The following is a 22,048-nucleotide window of genomic DNA, read 5'->3' as shown; positions in this document are numbered from 1 at the left end:
TTCCATTTTGCGTAAAGCGCGGGTCCCGACGGGAGGGAAACTGGTTGCAATTAAATAACTAAATAGTTACATACTAATTTCGGTCGGCTTTTAGCCGGCGTGTGAATGGACCGCTCGGAGGGGGAATCGATGAAGGTTTTTGGGATGCAGCATATCGGCTTTACTGTGCCTGATCTTGAGGAGGCTGTGGGCTTTTTTGAAGCCGTATTCGGTGCCGCTAGATGCCTACAAACAGGGCCTATCGATGTGGACGACACCTTCATGCAAAGGCGCCTCGGTGTTCCGGCGGGCAGGCGGATCGAAAACATCATGGTGCTACGGGTCGGCAACGGGACCAACCTTGAACTGTTTCAGTATTCCGGAGAGGTTGACGGCGATGCCCCCCTTAAACGCAACAGTCAGCCGGGCGGTTTTCACATGGCGTTCGAGGTTGATGATTGCGAGGCTGCGGCAATGCGCTTGCGTGAGGCAGGTGTCGAGGTGCTCGAAGGGCCGACATATGTCGACAGCGGCGCCATGGAAGGGCTGACCTGGCTCTATCTGAAGGCCCCGTGGGGTCAGTTCCTCGAGGTTGTCAGCATGCCGGGTCCGCTTGGCTATGAACAGGCGAGAGGTCCGGTGCAATGGTCGCCGGTAACCGGTCACTGATGCGTAGTCCCTCCGCTCCGTTCGGTTTGGCGAGCGGATCACCTTCTAAGCACTAATTCACACAGGCAATTTTCCGTTGTCTTGGATGCGGTCATCTTCCTCGGCCGGAAAGGACCTTCATGCCCGATGAAATCGTGATTGTCGCAAAGCAGGCCTTTGAAATGGCGTCCTACGAGGACTTGCCGTTGAAGGCGGGCGAAGTTCGCGGGCGCACGCTCTACACCCTCGTCAGCCAGGGCACTGAACTGGGCTGGGCCAATGGCGATGCTTTTCCCATTCGTCCCGGTTATGCCGCAGTCTTCAGGGTTGATGAGGTCGCCGGGGATGTCGTCGGCCTTCGGCCCGGCGAACTGAGGTTTGCGATGGGTGCTCATCGCGCCACGCAAACGCATCTCGCCAGACACACCTTGCCGCTGCCGGCTGATCTAGACCCTGGAACTGCAACGCTTGCACGTCTGATGGGCGTGTCGATGACCACGTTGATGACAACCATGGCTCGCCCAGGCGACCGCGTTGTCATAACAGGAGCCGGCCCGGTCGGCTTTCTCGCCGCACACCTTTTCAATATCAGCGGCTACCGTGTGACCGTCGTCGACCCTGACGAGCGGAGGCGAGCGCAGTTGGCACGAAGCGGTCTTTCCGATTGCAGAGAGCGGATGCCTCTTGGGCAAGATGCCTTCGCCGGTCGGGTCGCGCTTGTCGTGGATTGCTCGGGGCATGAGAATGCGATCCTTGATGGATGCCGCCTTGTGCGCAGGCTTGGGGAGGTGGTCATGGTTGGCGTTCCCTGGCGCAAATGGACGGATGCATCTGCCCATGATCTCATGAACGCCGTCTTCTTCAATCTTGCCACCTTGCGCTCTGGCTGGGAGTGGGAGATCCCATTGCACGCGCAAGGATTTCAATGGGAGGAGCTTCTCGCAGGGTACAACAATGCGCCCCATTCAGTTTTCGGCGGTTTCTCGCTTGCGCTCGACTGGCTCGCTGAGGGCCGAATTCCACTCGACGGCCTGATACGGCTGGTCGTGCCAAACAATCCTTCATCGCTCTATTCGGATATCGCGGCCAAGCGCATTGAAGAGCCCTTCATCGTTCTCGATTGGACCCGTCTTGAGGGGGAAGAATAATGGAGCGCTCTCACCAGGAAAGTGGGCTGATCGTCACCGCCACGGCGCTTGCTGCAAATGCTGGGCTGCGCCTTGTCGGTCATGTGCTTGCGCATGCGTCCAGGAACGCCTGGCGGGTGGCCGTTTGCGTGGTCGATCCGCAAGGCGCGACACTTGCGGCGGCGCGAATGGATGAGGTGGCGCCGCCAATCTTAGACTTCGCGATGGACAATGCCTTCACCGCGGCGACGATGAGGCGTACGACGGAAGCGTTCTTTGAGAGAATGGACAACAGTCCTTCGCTGCGGCTGGGCCTAGCCAATCGGTCTCGGCTTTTGGTCTGGGGCGGAGGCCTGCCAATCATCCACGGCGACCGGGTTGTCGGCGGGATCGGTGTGTCCGGTGCGCGAGACGTCGAAGATATCGAATGCGCCCGCCATGCACTCGACCTCGAGGGGCTGTCTTTCGAACTCTAGCGAGATTAGGCGCAAACCAGCCGCATGATCGTCTCGATATTGAAGCGGAGGCGTTCGTCGACCGCCTCTTTCGCCATCAAGTCACGCTCGAACACGATCGAGCCGGTGAAGCGGTTGGTCAGGTAATAGTAGCCGATTGCCGCAATGGTAATGTTCAGTTGCACTGGATCGATGCCGTGGCGAAAGACACCTTCAGAGGCGCCTCGTTCCAGCAACACTTCCACCATGTTGACGAACTTGCGGCTGGCCGTCTTGATCACCACGGATTTTTTCAGGTGCTTGGCGCGATGCAGGTTCTCGCTGTTGACCAGAGTGATGAATTCGGGGTTTTTCAGATAGTATTCCCAGGTGAAACGAACGAGCTTTTCGAGAGCTGCCTTTGGCTGCAAGTCATCCAGGTTAAGCTTCTGTTCCGCCGTGCGTATGTCGATATAGGCATCTTCCAGGACAGTCTGAAACAGGCCCTCCTTGCTTTCGAAATAGTGGTAGATCATCCGCTTGTTGGCCTTGGCCTTCTCGGCGATTACATCGACTCTCGCGCCGCCTAAGCCATTCTTTGCGAATTCTTTTTTGGCGGCATCCAAAATGCGTGCCTTGGTCGCCTCCGCATCGCGGATGCGCGGTTTGCGGCCCGGCTTTTCGGTCGGTTCGTTGATCATGCTCAAGGCCATTCCTCCAGCGCGCTCGCGGCTCATGTTGGCCAGTCATACACGCCAGCGTGCGTATCCGTCAAAGCGGTCAGTCGAAAATCATCAAGGCCGCAATCGCGAAAGGCTCTTGACTCCGGCTCCATCAAAGAAGTAACTAGTTAGTGCGTTAAGTGGGCGTGGGGAGCTGAGGAGGCTCGGCCCCGAAGGTGTGGATCGCCTTTGTTGCCCTCTGAAAAACCCGCCGAATGCGGGGAACGTTCAAACGTGGATTTGGGAGGAACGCCATGTCGACCTTTATCAAGGACTTTATCGAGCGCGAGACGCTCAGCCGTCGCAACTTCATCCTGGCCGCCGCCGCCGGCGTTGGGGCCATGACGGTTCCGGCCATTCTCGGGCGCAGTGGCGCACATGCGGCGCTGGTCGATCCGGCCATCGCATGGAGCTATCGCGATCGCGCCTCCGCCTACTGGAATTCGGTGATCTCGGGCGCTGAGGCTTTTGTCGAAACGATCGGCAAGCCGAAAGGTGCGCTTGTCAGCCTGATCAATGAAGGCTCGTCGGAAAAGTCACTCGCCGACATCAAGGCCTTCCTCGCCAAGAACAACGGCAACTGCGCGATTGCCTGCGATGCCAATGACAGCCCGAATGCAAGGCCAGTGGTGGAGGCGGTGTCTGCCGCCGGAGGTTACATCTCGACAATCTGGAACAAGACAGACGATCTGCATCCCTGGGACTTCGGTGATAACTACGTCTCCCACATGACCTGGTCGGACGAGAAACCGGCGGAAGAAACCGCGCGGATCCTGTTTGAGGCCATGGGTGGCGAGGGCGGAGTTGTTCATCTCGGTGGCATTGCTGCCAACAACCCTGCGGTTGAGCGCCTCAATGGCCTCAAGAACGCACTCAAGGATTATCCGAAGATCGAACTGCTCGACGCGCAGCCGGCCGACTGGGACACGCAGAAGGGCGCGGAACTCATGGCGTCGTTCCTGACCCGTCACGGTGACAAGATCAAGGGCGTACATTGCGCCAATGACAACATCGCCTATGGAGTGATCGAGGCCCTCCGGGCCGAAGGCATCGAAGGCATGCCGATCGTCGCTTACGACGGCAATCTCGAGGCCGTGCAGATGGTGCTGGAGGGTCAACTCCTGGCGACCGTCTTTACCAATCCGCATTGGGGCGGCGGCGTCACCGCGGCGCTCGCTTATCACGCAGCAATCGGCAGCTTCAAACCGTCCGAAGAGCCGAAAGAGCATCGTGAATTCTACGGTCCGACGATCCTCGTTACCGCCAAGGATGCAGAGGAATTCAAGGCAAAGTATCTCGATTCCGTGCCGGCTTACGACTGGAAGGATTTCTGGGGCCCGTCCAACGGCCAGATCCAGTACTGAGCTATCCGTCTGATGGAGGCGTCGTCGCATTCGCCTCCATTTCATTCATTACAGTCCGGGCGAAGGGGTGCCTAACGTGACACGTCGCATATCGCGCGAAACCTTGATCAAATGGGCGCCGTTGCTGGTGCTGATCGCGCTGGTGATCTTTTTCACCGCCCTCAATCCGACCTTCTTCTCGGTCCGCAATTTTGCCCGCATCGCCATCGCGGCGGCGCCGGCGCTGATGGTCGCCGTCGGCGTGACATTCATCATCATCATGGGATCGATCGACCTTTCCATGGAAGGAGCGATCTCGCTCACGGCGGTCGTGTTCGCGTTCGCCTTTGCGAAGTTCGGCGGCACGCTGATGAGCGCCGGTTGGCTGGCCATTCCGCTTATCCTTATGGTCGGCGGGCTGATCGGGTTCGTCAACGGGCTCGTTCACGTCAAGCTGCGAATACCCTCCTTCATGGCTAGCCTTGCGATGGGTTTCGTTGGGACTGGGGCTGCAATCCTCCTGACGGGCGGCGATATCGTCAAGGTGAGCGACGCAACGTTTCGGGGACTTTTGACCGTGCGTTGGTTCGGTTTCCCGATCATGGTCTACATCGCCGGCTTCTTCCTGTTCGTTGCCTGGTTCATACAAGCCCACACCACGCTCGGTCGCAATTTTTATGCCGTCGGTGGCGGTGAGGAACTGGCGCACGCATCCGGTCTCAACGTCAACCGCGTGCGTGTCACCGGGTTCGCGCTTGCCGGTGTCTTTTACGCACTGGCAGCGATCCTCGTGGTGGCGCGCATCGGTCAGGCCGAATCCGTGACCGGCTCGAACTTCATGTTCATCTCGATCACCTCGGTCGTAGTGGGTGGCGTGGCGCTCTGGGGCGGGATCGGGGGTGTGTGGAACGCGCTCATCGGCGTGCTGATCGTCGGTGTCATCAACAATGGAATGGTCGTCGTCGGTCTGCCCGATTTTCTCCAGGACGGGGTTCTCGGATTGCTCGTCATTCTTGCTGTCGTGCTGTCGACCGACCGCAAGATGGTTTCCTTCGTGAAGTGAGGCAGGGCCATGTACGAACTGAAAGCCGTCGATAAGAAATTCCCCGGTGTTCACGCACTCAAGGCCATCGATTTTCACATCAAGCGCGGCGAGATCGTCGGGCTGGTCGGCGAGAACGGCGCGGGCAAATCCACATTGATGAAGGTGATCTACGGGGCCTACCAACCCGATGGCGGGCACATTCTGATCAATGGCCAGACCGTGCGCTTTGCCAATCCTCGCCAGGCCATGGAGAAGGGTATTGGCATGGTCTTTCAGGAGCAGTCGCTGATTGCCAACCTGACGGTGATGGAGAACATTTTCCTTGGTTACGAACAGCAGTTTGTAAGGTTCGGCGTCATCAACTGGAAGGCAATGGCAACGGCAGCCAAGGCGCAACTCGCCAAGGTCAAGCTCGATATCGATCCCGCGACCATTACCTCGAAGCTATCCTTCGCGCAGCGACAGCTTGTGGAACTTGCCAAGGTTCTCACCCTCGAAGAACGCGTTGACGGTGATCTGGTCATTCTTCTCGATGAACCGACTTCGGTTCTGTCCAAGGAAGAAGTGCAACTGCTCTTCAAGCTGGTACGCGAACTGGTCACGCGCGCGTCCTTCATATTTGTCTCCCATCGCATGGACGAGGTGATGGAGCTTTCAGACCGTATCTACGTGATGAAGGACGGTCATGTCGTCGATGTCGTGGAGCGCGGTACCGCCCAGACCGAAGCGATCCAGCACAAGATGGTCGGCCGCAACGTCGACAAGGAATACTATCGCGAACAGCTGCAGAAACCCTTCGATCGATCCAAGGTTCTGGTCGAGATGGATGGGGTCGGACTGCCCGGACGCACGAAGGACATCTCCCTAAAACTGCATGCCGGGGAAGTCTTGTGCCTGGTGGGAACGGAAGGGTCGGGGCGCGAGGCGATCTTGCGGATGATTTACGGAATGCTCACCCCAACCCAGGGAAATCTCCAGATCAAGGGCGGCAAGGTGAGGATTTTCTCGCCTCGCCACGCAGTGAACCAAGGCGTCGGCTACGTCCCTCGCGAGCGCAAGATCGAGGGCATCGTCGCCGGCATGAACGTCTACGAGAACATGACACTCTCGCAAATGAACAAGCATTCTCGCGCCGGCGTGCTGCGGATATCCGAAGAGCGCGCACTTGCGCGCGACTGGATCAAGAAGCTTTCGATCAAGGCACATTCCGAATTCACGGATTGCGGAAACCTGTCCGGCGGCAATCAGCAGAAGGTCGTTCTAGCCAAGTGGCGATCGGCGGGATCGGACATCATGTTGCTCGATCATCCGACCCGCGGCTTGGATATCGGAGCCAAGGAAGATGTCTACGACATGATCCGCGAAATGAGCGGTGCCGGTGTCGGCATCGTCCTGGTCGCCGATACCCTGGAGGAGGCCATCGGGCTGTCTCACACCATCGTCGTCGTGAAGGATGGCCGCATTCAGAAGAACTTCGATTGCGTGCCGGGGGCAAAGCCCTCGCTATACGATCTCCTGCATTACATGATCTGAGGGAAACATGGACATTCAGCGTCTCAAACCGCATCTTCCCTGGATAACGCTGCTGGTGCTCGTCGCCCTCGTCGGCGTTACCCACCCGGGCTTCCTGAAGCCAGCCAATCTCATGAGCCTGGCGGGTGATATCGTGCCGTTGTTCATCATGGCACTCGGACTGACCTTTGCCATTTATATCGGCGGGATAGATCTGTCCGCCCAGTCGATGGCGAACATGGTGACCGTCATTGCATCGGTCTACCTTGCCTCCATGGGCGCCTGGGTCGCTGTCGCCTGCGTTGCCGCCGGCTTCCTGCTGGGCACATTGTCGGGGTATGTGACGACGCGGCTCTATGTTCCGTCGTTCATCTCCACTCTTGCAGTCGGCGGCGTGGCGTTCTCGGTCGCGCAATGGCTTTCCGGGCAGCGCGCGCTCAACATGGACGCGACCCAGCGAAACGAGACCTTCGGCTGGATGATTGGTCGTACATGGGGCGTGCCGAACGAACTGTTGATCTCGGCCGTGCTGCTTTGCATCTGCCTATTTATCGAACGCCGCACGACGCTCGGCCGGGCGCTGAAAGCAGTCGGCGCCGGCGAACTGGCGGCTGCGGCCTCCGGGCTCAACGTGGCACGCTACAAGATCCTTGCCTTTGCAATATCAGGGGCGCTGGCGGCGATTGCCGGACTGCTCTTTGCCGTCAAGCTTTCAGGCGGCGCGCCGACGATTGCGAACGGGTTCCTGCTGCCGGCAATCGTTGCGGTTTTGGTCGGTGGTACGCCCCTGACCGGGGGTGTCGGAGGCGTTCTCAACACGGTCATCGGAACGCTCATTGTCGCCGTCATCCGCGCCTCCATGCTCTATTTCGAGATAGACGCAACACAGCAGCAGATGGTTTTCGGCATTGTTCTCATTGTCGCGATCGCACTCACGATCGATCGCGCCAAGTTACGCACGGTGAAATAGGAGGCGGTGATGAGCAAGATGCAAGCTGCCGTTCTGGTCGAACCGCGCCGTTTCGAGATCATGGCGGTCGATGTTCCGTCGATCGGCCCCGATGATGCCCTTATCCGTGTGACGCGGACAGGCATATGTGGGACCGACGTCCATATCTTCAACGGCCATTATGCCGCCGACCGGCTACCGATTGTTCCAGGCCACGAGTTCTGCGGCACGGTCGCCGACTTCGGCAGGAGCGTTCGCCATCTGCGGCATGACATGCGCGTGGTCGTGGACATCAATATCGGCTGCGGCACCTGTTACTGGTGCCGCCGCAACGAGGTCCTCAACTGCGCCGAGGTTGTCCAGGTCGGCATTAGCCGTGATGGCGCCTTTGCCCAGTACGTTGCCGTCCCGGCGCGTCTCGTCATCCCGGTTCCCGACACCGTGCCTGATGCCGTACTCGCCTTGACCGAGCCGGTCGCATGCGTTGTGCGTGCGGCGCGCAAGGCGAATGTGACATTTGGGCAATCGGTCGTCGTTTTCGGAGCAGGCCCGATCGGCAATCTGCACGTTCAGATGATGCGCCTGGTGGGTGCCGCTCCAATCATTGTTACAGATCTGTCGACTGACCGCTGCCGAATGGCACTGGAGGCGGGAGCGGACGCGGCCGTGTCGGACCCCACCACTCTCAAGGCGACGGTGATGGCCATGACCGACGGACGAGGCGCCGATATCGTCATTGAAAGCGTTGGCAGCAAGGCGCTCTATGGCCAGGCGTTTGATCTGTCTCGTCGTGGTGGCCATGTCGCCTTTTTCGGGATCACAGCGCCTGGCGAGACGGTGCCGGTCGATATCCTGAAGACCGTGCTTGAAGAGGGCGGTTTGAAGGGATCGGTCGCTGGCATGGGCGAGGACATGCATGACGCGTTGACGCTCCTTGCACACGGTCGGTTCGAGACGAATGACTTCACCGGCGCCGACTATCCGTTGGATCGAATCCAGGAGGCGTTCGATACGCTCGCCAATCGGTCCCATCACCTCAAGACCCAAATTGTGATGGCGTGATCGCGCAGGCGTTGCTAGATCGCGCATAACTGTTCAGTTACTAATCCATCGCCTGATGGATACGGAAATCTCAGAGTGGAGGCATCCCATGGACCAAGTCAAAAACTACCTTCTCCCGCCAAAGGCCCCTCGTGAATTTGGCTTCTTCGTGGATGGACGGTGGCATGAGAGCCGTGACCAGTTCGAGCGCCTGTCGCCTGGCCATGGCGTTCCAGTCACGCGCACCGCGAAATGCACTCCGGAAGATTTGAACGCAGCTGTTGCCTCCGCTCGCCGGGCTTTCGAGGATCGCCGTTGGTCCGGCCTTTCGGGGGCCGCCCGTGGGGCAGTCCTTTTGCGTGTTGCCGAGATCCTGCGGCAACGCCGGGATGAGATCGCCTACTTTGAAACATTGGAGAATGGCAAACCGATCGCCCAGGCGCGCGGAGAGATTGATCATTGCATCGCCTGCTTTGAAGTCGGCGCTGGTGCCGCTCGGCTGTTGCACGGCGACAGCTACAATTCGCTGGGCGACGGACTATTCGGCATGGTTCTTCGCGAACCGATCGGTGTCGTGGGTCTCATTACCCCGTGGAACTTTCCATTCCTCATTCTTTGCGAACGCGTGCCCTTCATCCTTGCCTCAGGCTGCACGATGGTGGTCAAGCCTTCGGAGGTGACGTCCGCGACCACGCTCATCCTTGCCGAGGTGCTCGCCGAGGCGGGACTGCCTGATGGCGTCTACAACGTCATCACCGGTTCGGGCCGCACCATCGGCCAGGCTCTGACGGAACACCCTGATGTGGACATGCTGTCCTTCACCGGCTCCACCGCAGTCGGGCGCTCGTGCGTTCACGCGGCCGCCGACAGCAACTTCAAGAAGCTCGGACTGGAACTGGGAGGCAAGAACCCGATCATCGTTTTTGCGGATTCGGATCTCGAAGATGCGGCGGACGGGGCGGCATTCGGCATCAGCTTCAACACTGGGCAGTGCTGCGTCTCGTCTTCGCGGCTCATCGTCGAACGCTCAGTGGCCGCGGAATTCGAAAAGCTTCTCGTCGAAAAGATGGAGCGGATACGCGTCGGCGATCCTCTTGATGAGGCTACCCAGGTCGGAGCGATTACCACCGACCAGCAGAACACGACCATCCTGGATTATATCGCCAAGGGCAAGGCGGAAGGCGCACAGCCCGTTACAGGCGGCCAGGCCATTGAATTCGGCAAGGGCCAATATATCGCACCGACGCTGTTCACCGGGGTTTCCCCTGACATGGCGATCGCCCGGGACGAGATCTTCGGGCCCGTCCTCTGCTCGATGTCGTTCGACACGATCGAACAGGCGATCGAGTTGGCCAACGACACTGTCTACGGCCTCGCTGCCAGCGTGTGGACCAAGAACATAGACAAGGCATTGACGGTCACCCGCCGCGTTCGCGCCGGTCGTTTCTGGGTCAACACGATCATGGCAGGTGGGCCGGAGATGCCGCTGGGCGGCTTCAAGCAGTCCGGATGGGGACGCGAGGCGGGCACCTATGGCGTGGAGGAGTACACCCAGGTCAAATCCGTTCACGTCGAGATCGGCAAACGCTCACACTGGATCGCATGATGGTGCAAGGATTTGACTATGTGATCGTCGGAGGCGGCTCGTCGGGCTGCGTGCTCGCAGCGCGCCTTTCGGAAAACCCAGCGACAAGGGTCTGCCTCATTGAGGCCGGTGGGCGCGACAGCCATCCGCTGATCCACATGCCGGTCGGTTTTGCAAAGATGACTGCAGGCCCGATGACCTGGGGTCTGACCACGGCGCCGCAGATACATGCTAACAACCGTGAGATCCCCTACGCCCAGGCGAAGGTACTCGGCGGCGGATCCTCCATCAACGCCGAGGTATTCACCCGCGGTCACCCGAGCGATTACGACCGCTGGGTGGAAGAGGGGGCGGAGGGCTGGGGCTTCAAGGACATCCAGAAGTATTTCCTGCGGTCCGAGGGCAACACGATCCTCTCGGGACAATGGCATGGAACCGACGGGCCGCTCGGCGTCTCGAACATAGCCAATCCGCAAGTTCTGACGCGTGCCTTCGTTCAAAGCTGCCAGGAGTTCGGAATTCCTTACAATCCGGATTTCAACGGCCCCGTTCAGGAGGGCACGGGCGTTTACCAGACTACGACCCGCAACAGTCGGCGCTGCTCGGCGGCTGTGGGATATCTGCGCCCGGCACTCAAGCGCCGGAACCTGACGCTGGTCACAGGCGCGTTGGTGCTTCGGGTGGTTTTTGAAGGGCGACGCGCCGTGGGTGTCGAATACGCGACGGGTGGCGCCTCCAGGATCGTTCGCGCCGACAGTGAGGTCATCGTGACCTCCGGCGCCATCGGCACACCCAAATTGATGATGCTTTCCGGCGTCGGCCCGGCAGCGGCCTTGCGCGGCCATGGTATCGACGTGGTCCAGGATATGCCTGGTGTCGGCGAGAACCTGCACGATCACTTTGGCGTCGATATCGTTGCCGAACTCAAGGGACATGACAGTCTGGACAAGTACAACAGGCCGCATTGGATGCTTTGGGCCGGCCTGGAATATGCATTGTTCAAGTCCGGCCCGGTTGCGTCGAATGTCGTTGAGGGCGGCGCGTTCTGGTATGCCGACAAGGCCAGTCCCTGTCCCGATCTTCAGTTCCATTTTCTGGCTGGGGCGGGGGCGGAGGCCGGCGTGCCGAGTGTTCGAAAGGGCGCCTCCGGCATCACGTTGAACTCTTACACGGTGCGTCCGAAATCGCGTGGTTCAGTCGCCTTGCGTTCGGCCGACCCGCGCTCGCTTCCGATCGTAGACCCCAATTTCCTGGGTGATGCCGATGACCTGCGGATCTCCGTCGAAGGCATCCGGATCAGTCGGGAAATCTTCGCACAGCCCTCGCTGCAGAAATATATCAGGACCGTGCGTTTTCCAGACCAGAACGTGCGCACCACCGCTGATTTCGAGGCCTATGCACGTCAGTACGGGCGCACATCCTACCATCCGACCTGTACCTGCAAGATGGGACGAGACGAGATGTCAGTGGTGGATGCCAAGCTGCGTGTTCACGGCCTCGATGGTCTGCGCATTTGCGACAGTTCGGTCATGCCGAGCTTGGTCGGTTCCAACACCAACGCGGCATCGATCATGATCGGCGAAAAGGCCTCCGACCTGATCCGTGGTAACGCTTGAGGCAACTTCATGCGAGCTGAAAGGGCGGCCTTGCGGCCGCCCTTTCCGTTAGTCCCATTCAGGAACCCAGGGCAACATGCCCGGGGTGATGATGCGATACCCGGTATGCGTCATGGAATCGATCCGATCCATATCGATCGAGGACAAGGTAAAGTCCATGATCTCGAAGTTCGCCCGGATATTCTCCGGCTTGGTGGACATCGTGTTGAGCGGTACGCCCTTCTGCAGGATCCAGCGTAGCGCGATCTGCGCGGCGGATTTTCCATAGGTCGCGCCAATCTCCCCAAAGATCGCGTGCTTGAACACCTCGCCACGGGCAACCGAAGCGTAGGACGAAAGCGGGATCCCTGTCTCGGTCGCTGCAGCCAGTAGCGCCCTCTGATCAAGCAGCGGGTGAAACTCCACCTGGTTGGTCACGAGCGGGACCTCCGAAATCGCTTTGGCTTCACGCATCATCCGGGCGGTATAGTTGGAGACGCCAATATTGCGCGCCATCCCGGCGACATGAGCCTTTTGCAGGAGGCGCAACGACGGAGCGACGTCGCCGCCGATTGGTGGCCAGTGCAAGAGGAGAACATCCAACTGGTCTATCTTGAGCGCCTTCAGGCTCGCTTCGACCGAGGGGAGGAACTGCGCCTCGGCGTAGTTGTCGGGATGGACCTTGGATGTGATGCACAGTTCGTCGCGCGCAACGCCTCCCTCGAGGAGCGCCTGCCCCGTTTCGGCCTCGTTTTCGTACATCTGGGCGGTGTCGAATGCCCTGTAGCCGACATCAAGCGCGGTCTCGATTGCGGCTTTCAATTCGCCTGCCTTCAGCGGATAGGTGCCAAAGCCCCGTTGATGGCATTTTTCGAAATAGATGTTCATTGCTCCTCCTTCGCGTTTTGCGGCTTTGTGCCGTTGTGGCCACGGCGCAAATTGCCCTTGCCTGCCCTTCATTGTCGTGTTTAATGTATAACTGGTTAGTTACTTAGTGCAACGACAAAAGGAGTGCGCAGCAATGTCGAAGGTGAAAACTGCAGCGGAAGCCGCCGGGTTGGTTAGGGACGGTGCCGTGCTTGCGGTTAACTCCTCTTCGGGGCTTTGCTGCCCCGATGCGGTCCTCAAGGCGCTGGGAGAGCGCTTTGAGCAGGAAGGCCATCCTCGCGGATTGACCTCTGTGCATCCGATCGCAGCCGGCGACTTCTTTGGCACAAAAGGTGTCGATCACATCGCAAAACCGGGCATGCTCTCCAGGATCATCGGAGGATCCTATCCGTCCGGACCGAGCAACGCCGAGCCACCCCTGATCTGGCAGATGATCCTGAAGGAGGAAGTTGCAGCCTGGAACGTGCCGTCGGGCATTGTGTTTGACATGCTGCGCGAGGGCGCTGCCAAGCGGCCGGGCGTGTTGACCAAGGTCGGAATGGATACGTTTGTCGATCCGGACCAGGAAGGCTGCGCGATGAACGCGACGGCCCGTCGCGCTCCGATGGTTAGCCGGGTGGAATTTGCTGGCGAGGACTGGCTGCATTTTCCGGCTATCCATCCCGATGTCGCCATCGTCCGCGCGACGACGGCCGATGAGAATGGAAATCTGACATTCGAGCAGGAGGGCGCGACGCTCGGTGCGATGGAGATGGCGCTGGCGGCTCGAAATTCCGGCGGACTTGTGATTGCTCAGGTCCGCAGGGTTGCCGCGACAGGGACATTGCGTCCACACGACGTTCGCGTTCCCGGCATCCTCGTCGACGTCATCGTCGAAGCGCCCGACCAATTGCAAACGACTGCGACCCCTTACGACCCGGCCATTTCAGGTGAATTGTTTCGGCCCCTGCACACATTCCGTATCCCGGCTCTGGACGTGGGCAAGGTGATCGCACGGCGCGTCGCGCAGGAACTACAAGCGGGTTGGGCCGTCAATATCGGGTTCGGTATCTCGGCCAACGTGCCGCGTGTTCTCATCGAGGAAGGACATCACGGCAAGATCACATGGGTCATCGAACAAGGCGCCGTCGGCGGCATTCCTCTGCTCGATTTCAAGTTTGGCTGTGCCGCCAATGCCGAGGCGTTCGTCGCATCACCGCATCAGTTCTGCTATTTCCAGGCCGGAGGTTTTGACTGCTCGCTGCTTTCCTTCCTCGAAATCGACGCCGAGGGTTCCGTGAATGTCAGCCGCCTGGCTGCGACACCGCACCGGACTGCCGGCGCAGGCGGCTTTGTCGACATCACGGCACGAGCGAAAAAGATCGTCTTCTCCGGCAATTTCAACGCCGGCGCCAAGATGCGGCTTGAAGACGGGCGCCTGGTCATCGACAAGGAAGGACGGGTCGCCAAGATTGTTCCCAAGGTCGATCAGGTCAGCTTTTCGGGCAGGCGTGCCCGTGCCCAGGGCCAGGACATCACTTATGTCACCGAACGCTGTGTCATGCGGCTGGAGGCGGATGGGCTGGTTATCACCGAGATCGCGCCCGGTATCGACCTGCAGCGCGATGTCCTCGCCCAGGCGACAACGCCACTGCGTGTTTCCGACACGCTGAAGATCATGGACGACGTACTGTTTCGCGCGTCAACGATGGGGATGGCGCTGTGACCGACCCGCGTCTCGACCTCGCAATTTCCGGGGATATCGCCTGGCTGACGATCCGGCGGCCTGACAAGCTGAACGCGCTCGACGCCGATATGGTCGATGCGCTGATGCCGATATGTCGCGCGATAGAGCGTTCCACCGCGCGGGTTGCGATCCTGACGGGGGAGGGATCCCGATCATTCTGCGCAGGCGGCGATATCGATGCGTGGAGCAGCGCCTCGCCGAAGGCTTTTGCCCGTCATTGGGTGCGCGACGGCCATGCTGCCTTCGACGCGCTCGCACGCCTTTCCGTGCCCTTGATCGCGGTCCTGAATGGACACACGCTGGGCGGCGGATTGGAGCTGGCGGCCTGTGCTGATCTGAGGATTGCCGAAGCCCATGTGCGCATCGGTCAACCGGAGCCGGGTCTGGGCATCATCCCGGGCTGGTCAGGCACGCAGCGTGTGGCGCGCCGCTTCGGCGCCCAAATCGTGCGACGGATGTCGCTCTTCGGCGAAGTCTATACAGCTGATCAGGCGCTTGACCTGGGCTTGGTCGATCAGGTGGTTGCGACCGGCGAGGGGCTGGCTGCGGGCGAGAAGGCCGCGGCACGGGTGATCGGTCGCTCGGGTCGGGCGGTTGAACTGACCAAGATGCTGATCAATGCCGCGGAAGGCGAGGAAAACGAACGGATCGTTGAAAGCTTCGCCGGTGAGATCGCCGCAGGCTCTGAGGAATTGCAGGAGGGCCTGGCGGCGTTTCGAGAAAAGCGTTCGGCGTCCATTGCGCAAAAGGTGCGCCCGTGACGGCAGCGCCAAAACGCTCCGACACAGTGTCGCCTTGATGCATGTCGGGGCGTTGTGTCGAAACAACGGACGTGGAAACTTAAACGAGATGGACGAGATTTTATGACGCCCGAAGACAGGATACTGCTTCGCGACCTATTCAGCGTCGCCGTTAGTGCCGCCGATCCGGAAACAGCCCTTCGCGCGCATCTTCCTTCACGACCGCGCGGACGCACGATCGTTATCGGGGCCGGCAAGGGAGTAGCTCAACTCGCCCGCGCATTCGAGCGCTTGTGGGATGCGCCCGTCGAAGGGGTGGTGGTCACGCGCTACGGCTATGGCGTGCCGTGCGAACGGATCCGCGTCGTCGAGGCTGCGCATCCGGTACCCGATCTTGCCGGGCTCGAGGCGTCGCGGCTGCTTTTTCAGGCGGTCGAGGGATTGACGCAAGACGATCTTGTCGTAGCTCTTGTGTGCGGTGGCGGGTCGGCGCTTCTTCCGTGCCCACCAGGTCGCTTGACGCTTGAGGACGAAGTGGCGCTGAACCGGGCCCTGCTTTCGAGCGGCGCACCGATTTCGGTGATGAATGCCATCCGCAAGCAGGTGTCGGGCATAAAGGGAGGCCGTCTTGCAGCCGCCTGCCATCCTGCGAAAGTCGTCAGCCTCGTGGTCTCCGACGTACCGGGGGACGATCCGGCGCAGGTTGCATCGGGGCCGACGATACCGGATGCCACCGATCGCGCCCATGCGCGGGCAATGGTGGATGCCTGGCGCATCCGCATCCCACCGAAGGTGGCTGATTGGCTCGCAGACGATCAGGGGCTCGCGCCGTTTTGGCGCGACCATGTCTTCGCAGGACATGAAGTGCATGTGATCGCCTCGGCACGGCTCTCTCTCGAAGCCGCTGCAATCCATGCGCAGGCCGAAAGCATCCCAGCAGTCATCCTGTCGGACGCGATCGAAGGTGAGGCCCGGGACGTCGCCCGGGTCCACGCGGCAATCGCGCGCGAGGTTGCCCTGCGCGACAGGCCGTTTACCCGACCGGTGCTGATCCTGTCCGGCGGCGAAACCACGGTTACCCTTCGCGGCAATGGGAAGGGCGGACGCAACACCGAGTTCCTTCTAGCCTTGGCGATCGCAGCTGACGGCGTCCCCTTCACTGCCATCGCCGGCGACACCGATGGTATTGACGGTTCCGAAGACAATGCTGGTGCATTCGCCGATGGACAGAGTGCGGCTCGGCTGCGCGCGCTCGGCCTCGATCCTGTCGCCACGCTTTCCGCCAATGACGCCTGGGCGGCATTTGACCGTCTGGGGGACCTGTTCGTACCCGGCCCGACCGGGACGAACGTCAACGATTTCCGTGCCATCCTGATCAGGTGAGCCTGGCGGCTCTACGGGGCCGACGCAAATTGCCGAAGAGGCTGGGCGGAGCCGGCCTCTTCGGCAGGCGTATCGCACTAGCCGGCTACAGGCGTCGGTGCATCCTCGCGCAAAAGCCCCTTGACCTTTAGATCGACCCAGAAGTCTGCGGGGATGGGGTGCGCAAACCAGGCCAGGTTCTGGTTCAACTGCTCAACCGTCCGCGTACCAGCCATAAACGACGGAATGGCCGGATGCGCGACCACGAACTGCAGCGCAGCTGCGGCCAGCGGTACGTTGTGGTCCCTACAGACCGCTTCGATCCTGCTGACCTTGTCGAGGATCGCTGTCGATGCGGGCGCATAGTTATACTTTGCTCCCTCTTTTGCCCCAGTCGCCAGAATGCCTGAATTGAACCCTCCGCCGACAATCACTGCGGCGCCTCGCTCCTCGCACAGGGGCAGGAAGGCATCGAGCGAATCCTGCTCGAGAAGGGTGTAGCGGCCGGCCAGAAGGAAGCAGTCGAAATCCCTCTGTTTCAAGGCTTCAAGGCAGACTTCCCATTCGTTGACGCCGACGCCGATCGCCTTGATCGTCCCCTCATCCCTCAACTTCTCGAGGGCACGCCATGCGCCGTCCATGGCTTGTTTGAAAACCTCCGGCTGATCGTTTCCTCGTGTGAAGACGTCGATGTCATGGATGAAGCAGACGTCCATCCTTTCGAGGCCCATGCGCTGGAGGCTGTCCTCGAACGCCCGCATCGTCCCGTCGTAACTGTAGTCGAAATCCATCTCAAAGGGAGCGGCGTCGACCCAGGGCGTGAAATCGATCGTCTCCCGCTTAGCTGGCTTCAGCCGGCGGCCGACCTTGGAGGAAAGGACGAAGTCGTCCCTGTTCTTCCAGCGCAAACTGTAACCCGTTCGCAGTTCGGCAAGCCCATGACCGTACATCGGCGCGGTATCGTAAAACCGGACGCCGGCGTTCCAGGCCGTGTCGAACATCGCCTCGGCGGTCGGCTCGTTGATGGGGCGAAAGATGTTGCCAAGTGGCGCCGTTCCGAAACCGAAGGTGGTCACGTTGATGTCGATCCGACCGAGTTTGCGCTTTTTTCCGGGGTGCATGCTGATCCTCCTTAAGTAACTGAATGGTGAATTGTAACCACGCCCGGAGGACCCGCGCAAGCCGGTTGAAGCAACGTCGAAAAATTTTCTGACTTGACGGAAAGGAGTTCGCGGCAGTATGTAACTAGATAGTTACTACTAGCGGGATGGAGAACATGTATCTGAGCGAAACGCAGGACCAAGTGCGCGAGATGGCCCGCGCCTTCGCCGACGAAGTGATCCGGCCGATGGCGGAGCAACTCGATCGCGAGGAGCGATTCCCGGCCGACCTCTATGGTGAAATGGGCAAGCTCGGCCTGTTCGGAATTGGTGTTCCCGAAGCGCTCGGCGGGCCGGGATTCGACACCTTGACCTATGCCGTGGTGATGGAGGAACTCAGCCGCGGCTACGCCTCGGTCGCCGATCAATGCGGCCTGATTGAGCTCATTTCCACGCTATTGGTGCGCCACGGAACAGTGACCCAGCAAAAGATGCTGCCAGCCGTTTTGAGCATGCAGACCAAGGTTGCCTACTGCATCACCGAGCCGGAGGCCGGCACTGATGTTTCGGGTATTCGCACGACGGCGACGCGCGACGGCAACGGCTGGCGTCTGAACGGCGGCAAGATCTGGATACACAATGCTCCGGTCGCAGACGTCGGCTTCGTGCTCGCGAGAACCGACAAGGAAGCGGGCAATCGCGGCATGTCGATATTTGTCGTCGATCTGCACGCCGCGGGTGTCGAGAGAGGGCCGAAGGAGCACAAGATGGGTCAGCGGGCAAGCCAGGTCGGCGCGCTGACGTTTACGGATGTGAGCCTTTCGGCGGATGCGCTTCTGGGCGAGGCAGGTCGTGGTTTCCACATGATGATGTCCGTTCTCGACAAGGGGCGCGTCGGTATCGCAGCCTTAGCCGTCGGCATTGCGCAAGCCGGCCTTGAGGCTGCCGTCGACTACGCCGGTACCCGCAAACAGTTCGGCAAATCCATCGCCGACTTCCAGGGCGTACAGTGGCTTTTGGCAGACATGGCAAAGGACATCGAGGCGGCGCGGCTCTTGGTTCATTCGGCCGCATCCAAGATTGATGCCGGCGCGGACGCGACCAAGGCTTGCTCGATTGCCAAATGCTTTGCCGGCGACATGGCCGTTCAGCGCACGGCAGACGCCGTGCAGGTCTTTGGCGGTTCGGGCTATATTCGCGGCTTCGAAGTCGAACGCCTCTATCGCGATGCGAAGATCACCCAGATCTACGAGGGTACCAATCAGATCCAGCGCATGATCATTGCGCGCGAACTTCTGAAAAAGGGAGCACGCGCATGACTGGGACTGATATGCGCCCGGTGGCGCTGGTTACCGGCTCGTCGCGCGGTATCGGTCTGGCTGCTGCGGAGGCATTGGCGAAGGAAGGTTTCGCAGTGGCGGTCAACGGTCGCGGCGATGATCGCGAACTTGCCGCGGCGGTTGCTCGCGTTGCCGCGCATGGCAATCCAGTGATGGCCACTCCCCTCGACGTCACAAACTTTGCGGCCCACGAGAATGTCCTGGCAAATATCGAGGCGCAACTCGGCCCTTTGACGACCCTCGTCAACAATGCGGGCGTCGGGGTATTGCAGCGCGGCGACCTGCTTGATGTTTCACAGGAGAGCTGGGATCGCTGCATCGACGTCAATGCCAAGGCCATGTTCTTCCTCAGTCAGGCCTTTGCTCGCCGGCTGTTGTCTCGTCAACGGTCTCGGATGTTTCATTCGATCGTCAACGTGACATCGTCGAACGCGGTCGCGGTCGCCGTTCAACGCTCGGAGTACTGCGCCTCGAAATCAGCAGCAGCGATGATCTCCAAGACGCTCGCCGTGCGGCTAGGACCCGAAAACATCGCAGTTTACGACGTGCAGCCGGGACTGATTGCCACCGACATGACGGCACCAGTCATCGATACCTATCGCGAGCGGGCCGAGCAGGGCCTGACCCTGTTTCCGCGCCTCGGTAAACCCGAAGAGATGGGGGCGATCATTGCGTCACTGGCGACCGGCAAATTTCCCTACACAACCGGACAGGTGATCTCGGCGGACGCCGGGATGCTGGTTCCCCGCTTCTGAGGTTCATCATGAAGATAGCGCTTCCCGATACGAATGGCAGGCTGACCGATTACTCGCTGACAGGTCGTCCCATCGCTCAGGCCGTGCTCGGCAATAACCCTGCCCGGGTGGTCTATTCCGCCGCCCACGTGGTCGCTGATCCCTTCACCGCCAATGACCCGTCGGGACGCGCGACGATCGATTGGGAAAAGACCATGGCGTTTCGCCGATATCTCGCCGGGCTCGGCCTTGGGATCGCCGAAGCCATGGATACCGCCCAGCGAGGGATGGGGTTGGACTGGCCCGGCGCACTGGAACTGATCCGCCGCACGAAGGTCGAAATACCGGATGCCCTGGTCGCAAACGGTTGCGGCACAGACCATCTGGATCAGGCAGCGTCCTATACGCTTGATGATGTCAGGCGGGCCTATCTCGACCAACTCGAGGCCATCCAGAAGGTCGGTGGACGCGTCATCCTGATGGCATCGAGAGCATTGGTGAAGGCGGCCAAGACGCCCGAAGACTACGTCAAAGTCTATTCCGATGTGCTAGGCGCCTGCGACCAGCCCGTCATCCTTCATTGGCTGGGCGAAATGTTCGACCCGCAGCTTGCTGGCTACTGGGGATCGAAGGATTTCGCAAAGGCCATGCCGGTTGCGCTTGCCGTCATCAACGAGAACGCCTCAAAGGTCGATGGCATAAAGATCTCGCTTCTCGACAAGCAGAAGGAGATCGACATGCGCCGGCTCCTGCCGGCCGGTGTGAAGATGTATACGGGCGATGACTTCAATTACCCCGAATTGATCGAAGGTGACGCCGAGGGCTTTTCGCATGCACTGCTGGGCATATTCGATCCGCTCGCACCCGCTGCGGCATTTGCGGTGAAGAGCCTGGGCGACGGCGACACGTCCGCGTTTCGAGCCACCCTGGATCCGACAGTGCCACTGGCGAGGCTGATCTTCCGTGCGCCGACGCAGTACTACAAGACAGGCGTCGTGTTTCTCGCTTGGCTCAACGGATTCCAGGACCACTTCGTCATGCTGAACGGTGCGCAGGCGATGCGGCCCTTGCCTTACTTTACCGAAGTTTTCCGGCTGGCAGATGCATGCGGCCTGCTGCGCGAGCCCGAAATGGCCGTCAACCGGATGAAGCGGCTGCTCGCATTTTACGGAGCCTGAGATGAGGAACTTTGCCAATGATCACAGGGCGCTGGCTCTCAACACTGCAAGCCTCGGCCACAATCTCGAAGGCTACGGCGCGGGATGGTCTGCGGAGCGGATCATTGACGCCTGCGCCGAGCGCGGTCTCGGCGCGGTCGTTTTCTGGCGCCGCGAAATAGGATCGCAAGCGTTCCAGATCGGAGAGCGGGTCCGTGCTGCCGGCATGACGGTCGCAGGTCTCTGCAGAACGCCCTTTCTCGTCGGCTCGCTGGCGAGTGATGCGCGCGCGGTCATGGATGACTTCGAGGCCTCGATTGACATGGCGGCAGCTCTGCGCGCCAAAGTCTTGACCATTGTCGTGGGCGGCGTTGAGCCAGGCACCAAGGGTGTCGAGGAAAGTCTCAAGATCGTCGCTGACCGTGTCGCGGAGGCCGCCCCCTACGCTGCAGCACACGGCATCAGGCTGGCGCTTGAGCCACTCAATCCGGTCTATGCCGGGAACCGCTCCTGCCTGACGACGCTTCGTGACGCCATCGATCTCTGCGACGCGATTGCCGCGCCGAACGTCGGCGTCGCGGTCGACGTCTATCATGTTTGGTGGGACACGGACGTTGCCGCACAATTGCAGCGGGCCGGCGCCGACCGCATCTTCGGCTTTCATCTCTGTGATTGGCTTGCCGACACCACCGACGTGCTTCTCGACCGCGGGATGATGGGCGACGGCGTCGCGGACCTCAAGGCTTTGCGCAAGGCGGTGGAAGGGGCTGGCTATTCGGGTCCTTGTGAGGTGGAGATTTTCTCGGCGAACAATTGGTGGAAGCGCGATCCCGGCGAGGTGCTCGACGTCATGGTCGAACGCTTCTGCACTGTCTGCTGATGCCTGGAGAGATTGCCATGAAAATACTTGTGACGGTTAAGCGGGTGGTTGACTACAACGTCAAGATCCGGGTGAAGGCTGACGGCTCGGGTGTCGAGCTTGCCAACGTGAAGATGTCGATGAACCCGTTCGACGAGATCT

General features: G+C 60.3%; 20 protein-coding genes. 17 read left to right on the top strand and 3 right to left on the bottom strand.

Going from position 1 to position 22,048, the window contains the following annotated elements; all coding sequences use genetic code 11:
* Positions 1-129: 129 nt before the first annotated feature.
* From C6558_RS34540 to C6558_RS34530, 3 genes are all read left to right on the top strand, one after another.
* Positions 130-648 (top strand): VOC family protein, encoded by a 519-nt coding sequence (locus tag C6558_RS34540; RefSeq protein WP_057225649.1) that lies wholly within the window; start codon positions 130-132, stop codon positions 646-648.
* Positions 649-767: 119 nt separating this feature from the next.
* Positions 768-1,775 (top strand): zinc-binding dehydrogenase, encoded by a 1,008-nt coding sequence (locus tag C6558_RS34535; RefSeq protein WP_107028403.1) that lies wholly within the window; start codon positions 768-770, stop codon positions 1,773-1,775.
* Entirely contained in the window at positions 1,775-2,230 is a 456-nt protein-coding gene (locus C6558_RS34530) for a heme-binding protein (RefSeq protein WP_107028402.1), read from the top strand. Before C6558_RS34535 ends, C6558_RS34530 begins: the two co-directional genes overlap by 1 nt.
* A 5-nt stretch (positions 2,231-2,235) precedes the next feature.
* Here C6558_RS34530 and C6558_RS34525 read toward each other — a convergent pair whose 3' ends face one another.
* Positions 2,236-2,889, bottom strand: coding sequence for a TetR family transcriptional regulator (locus C6558_RS34525; protein WP_057225655.1), 654 nt, complete (start codon positions 2,887-2,889; stop codon positions 2,236-2,238).
* A gap of 275 nt (positions 2,890-3,164) precedes the next feature.
* Here C6558_RS34525 and C6558_RS34520 point away from each other — a divergent pair, with 275 nt between their 5' ends.
* The 7 genes from C6558_RS34520 (at position 3,165) to C6558_RS34490 (ending at position 12,001) form a co-directional block, all read left to right on the top strand.
* Positions 3,165-4,274, top strand: coding sequence for a sugar ABC transporter substrate-binding protein (locus C6558_RS34520; RefSeq protein WP_057225647.1), 1,110 nt, complete (start codon positions 3,165-3,167; stop codon positions 4,272-4,274).
* Between the two features lie 76 nt (positions 4,275-4,350).
* Positions 4,351-5,316, top strand: a complete 966-nt coding sequence (locus C6558_RS34515; RefSeq protein ID WP_057225639.1) for an ABC transporter permease — start codon at positions 4,351-4,353, stop codon at positions 5,314-5,316.
* 9 nt (positions 5,317-5,325) lie between these two features.
* Positions 5,326-6,831, top strand: coding sequence for a sugar ABC transporter ATP-binding protein (locus tag C6558_RS34510; RefSeq protein WP_107028401.1), 1,506 nt, complete (start codon positions 5,326-5,328; stop codon positions 6,829-6,831).
* Positions 6,832-6,838: 7 nt separating this feature from the next.
* Positions 6,839-7,780, top strand: coding sequence for an ABC transporter permease (locus C6558_RS34505; protein ID WP_057217540.1), 942 nt, complete (start codon positions 6,839-6,841; stop codon positions 7,778-7,780).
* A gap of 9 nt (positions 7,781-7,789) precedes the next feature.
* Positions 7,790-8,821: a zinc-binding dehydrogenase gene (locus C6558_RS34500; protein ID WP_199197105.1), complete on the top strand. Its 1,032-nt coding sequence runs from the start codon at positions 7,790-7,792 to the stop codon at positions 8,819-8,821.
* A gap of 88 nt (positions 8,822-8,909) precedes the next feature.
* Complete coding sequence (locus tag C6558_RS34495; protein WP_107028400.1) at positions 8,910-10,406, top strand: aldehyde dehydrogenase family protein; 1,497 nt, start codon at positions 8,910-8,912, stop codon at positions 10,404-10,406.
* Positions 10,406-12,001 carry a GMC family oxidoreductase gene (locus tag C6558_RS34490; RefSeq protein ID WP_107028437.1) on the top strand — a complete coding sequence of 532 codons (1,596 nt, stop codon included), beginning with the start codon at positions 10,406-10,408 and terminating at the stop codon, positions 11,999-12,001. Before C6558_RS34495 ends, C6558_RS34490 begins: the two co-directional genes overlap by 1 nt.
* A 48-nt stretch (positions 12,002-12,049) precedes the next feature.
* Here the strand turns inward: C6558_RS34490 and C6558_RS34485 are convergent, their stop codons facing one another.
* Positions 12,050-12,868 carry an aldo/keto reductase gene (locus C6558_RS34485; RefSeq protein WP_057225631.1) on the bottom strand — a complete coding sequence of 273 codons (819 nt, stop codon included), beginning with the start codon at positions 12,866-12,868 and terminating at the stop codon, positions 12,050-12,052.
* A gap of 133 nt (positions 12,869-13,001) precedes the next feature.
* On the opposite strand from C6558_RS34485, the gene C6558_RS34480 reads away from it, so the two are divergent.
* From C6558_RS34480 to C6558_RS34470, 3 genes are all read left to right on the top strand, one after another.
* On the top strand, positions 13,002-14,573 hold the full coding sequence (locus C6558_RS34480; RefSeq protein ID WP_057225629.1) for an acyl CoA:acetate/3-ketoacid CoA transferase: 1,572 nt from the start codon (positions 13,002-13,004) through the stop codon (positions 14,571-14,573).
* Positions 14,570-15,355 (top strand): enoyl-CoA hydratase/isomerase family protein, encoded by a 786-nt coding sequence (locus C6558_RS34475; RefSeq protein ID WP_057225627.1) that lies wholly within the window; start codon positions 14,570-14,572, stop codon positions 15,353-15,355. Before C6558_RS34480 ends, C6558_RS34475 begins: the two co-directional genes overlap by 4 nt.
* A 102-nt stretch (positions 15,356-15,457) precedes the next feature.
* Entirely contained in the window at positions 15,458-16,717 is a 1,260-nt protein-coding gene (locus C6558_RS34470; protein WP_107028399.1) for a glycerate kinase, read from the top strand.
* 77 nt (positions 16,718-16,794) lie between these two features.
* Here the strand turns inward: C6558_RS34470 and C6558_RS34465 are convergent, their stop codons facing one another.
* On the bottom strand, positions 16,795-17,817 hold the full coding sequence (locus C6558_RS34465; protein ID WP_057220995.1) for an aldo/keto reductase: 1,023 nt from the start codon (positions 17,815-17,817) through the stop codon (positions 16,795-16,797).
* Between the two features lie 155 nt (positions 17,818-17,972).
* Here C6558_RS34465 and C6558_RS34460 point away from each other — a divergent pair, with 155 nt between their 5' ends.
* The 4 genes from C6558_RS34460 to C6558_RS34445 are packed head-to-tail and all read left to right on the top strand — an operon-like array spanning position 17,973 to position 21,907.
* Positions 17,973-19,115, top strand: coding sequence for an acyl-CoA dehydrogenase family protein (locus C6558_RS34460; RefSeq protein ID WP_107028398.1), 1,143 nt, complete (start codon positions 17,973-17,975; stop codon positions 19,113-19,115).
* The gene (locus C6558_RS34455; RefSeq protein ID WP_199197104.1) at positions 19,112-19,891 is read left to right on the top strand and encodes a 3-ketoacyl-ACP reductase; all 780 of its coding nucleotides are present in this window, start codon (positions 19,112-19,114) and stop codon (positions 19,889-19,891) included. Before C6558_RS34460 ends, C6558_RS34455 begins: the two co-directional genes overlap by 4 nt.
* A gap of 8 nt (positions 19,892-19,899) precedes the next feature.
* The gene (locus C6558_RS34450) at positions 19,900-21,048 is read left to right on the top strand and encodes a dihydrodipicolinate synthase family protein (protein WP_057217517.1); all 1,149 of its coding nucleotides are present in this window, start codon (positions 19,900-19,902) and stop codon (positions 21,046-21,048) included.
* Position 21,049: 1 nt separating this feature from the next.
* A complete protein-coding gene (locus tag C6558_RS34445) occupies positions 21,050-21,907 on the top strand; it encodes a sugar phosphate isomerase/epimerase (RefSeq protein ID WP_057217514.1) in 858 nt (285 codons plus the stop codon).
* The last annotated feature ends 141 nt before the right edge of the window (positions 21,908-22,048 follow it).

The sequence above is a fragment of the Ensifer sp. NM-2 genome, from assembly GCF_003024455.1.
Classification (GTDB): domain Bacteria; phylum Pseudomonadota; class Alphaproteobacteria; order Rhizobiales; family Rhizobiaceae; genus Ensifer; species Ensifer canadensis.
Note: the sequence above shows the minus strand (reverse complement) of the source record. Positions and strands in the feature narration are given on the sequence as shown.

Coding starts and splice junctions, on each gene's coding strand:
- C6558_RS34450 (WP_057217517.1), top strand. CDS start 19,900: ATGAAGATAGCGCTTCCCGATACGAATGGCAGGCTGACCGATTACTCG.
- C6558_RS34455 (WP_199197104.1), top strand. CDS start 19,112: ATGACTGGGACTGATATGCGCCCGGTGGCGCTGGTTACCGGCTCGTCG.
- C6558_RS34470 (WP_107028399.1), top strand. CDS start 15,458: ATGACGCCCGAAGACAGGATACTGCTTCGCGACCTATTCAGCGTCGCC.
- C6558_RS34465 (WP_057220995.1), bottom strand. CDS start 17,817: ATGCACCCCGGAAAAAAGCGCAAACTCGGTCGGATCGACATCAACGTG.
- C6558_RS34500 (WP_199197105.1), top strand. CDS start 7,790: ATGAGCAAGATGCAAGCTGCCGTTCTGGTCGAACCGCGCCGTTTCGAG.
- C6558_RS34490 (WP_107028437.1), top strand. CDS start 10,406: ATGGTGCAAGGATTTGACTATGTGATCGTCGGAGGCGGCTCGTCGGGC.
- C6558_RS34535 (WP_107028403.1), top strand. CDS start 768: ATGCCCGATGAAATCGTGATTGTCGCAAAGCAGGCCTTTGAAATGGCG.
- C6558_RS34525 (WP_057225655.1), bottom strand. CDS start 2,889: ATGATCAACGAACCGACCGAAAAGCCGGGCCGCAAACCGCGCATCCGC.
- C6558_RS34495 (WP_107028400.1), top strand. CDS start 8,910: ATGGACCAAGTCAAAAACTACCTTCTCCCGCCAAAGGCCCCTCGTGAA.
- C6558_RS34505 (WP_057217540.1), top strand. CDS start 6,839: ATGGACATTCAGCGTCTCAAACCGCATCTTCCCTGGATAACGCTGCTG.
- C6558_RS34485 (WP_057225631.1), bottom strand. CDS start 12,868: ATGAACATCTATTTCGAAAAATGCCATCAACGGGGCTTTGGCACCTAT.
- C6558_RS34530 (WP_107028402.1), top strand. CDS start 1,775: ATGGAGCGCTCTCACCAGGAAAGTGGGCTGATCGTCACCGCCACGGCG.
- C6558_RS34480 (WP_057225629.1), top strand. CDS start 13,002: ATGTCGAAGGTGAAAACTGCAGCGGAAGCCGCCGGGTTGGTTAGGGAC.
- C6558_RS34540 (WP_057225649.1), top strand. CDS start 130: ATGAAGGTTTTTGGGATGCAGCATATCGGCTTTACTGTGCCTGATCTT.
- C6558_RS34445 (WP_057217514.1), top strand. CDS start 21,050: ATGAGGAACTTTGCCAATGATCACAGGGCGCTGGCTCTCAACACTGCA.
- C6558_RS34460 (WP_107028398.1), top strand. CDS start 17,973: ATGTATCTGAGCGAAACGCAGGACCAAGTGCGCGAGATGGCCCGCGCC.
- C6558_RS34520 (WP_057225647.1), top strand. CDS start 3,165: ATGTCGACCTTTATCAAGGACTTTATCGAGCGCGAGACGCTCAGCCGT.
- C6558_RS34510 (WP_107028401.1), top strand. CDS start 5,326: ATGTACGAACTGAAAGCCGTCGATAAGAAATTCCCCGGTGTTCACGCA.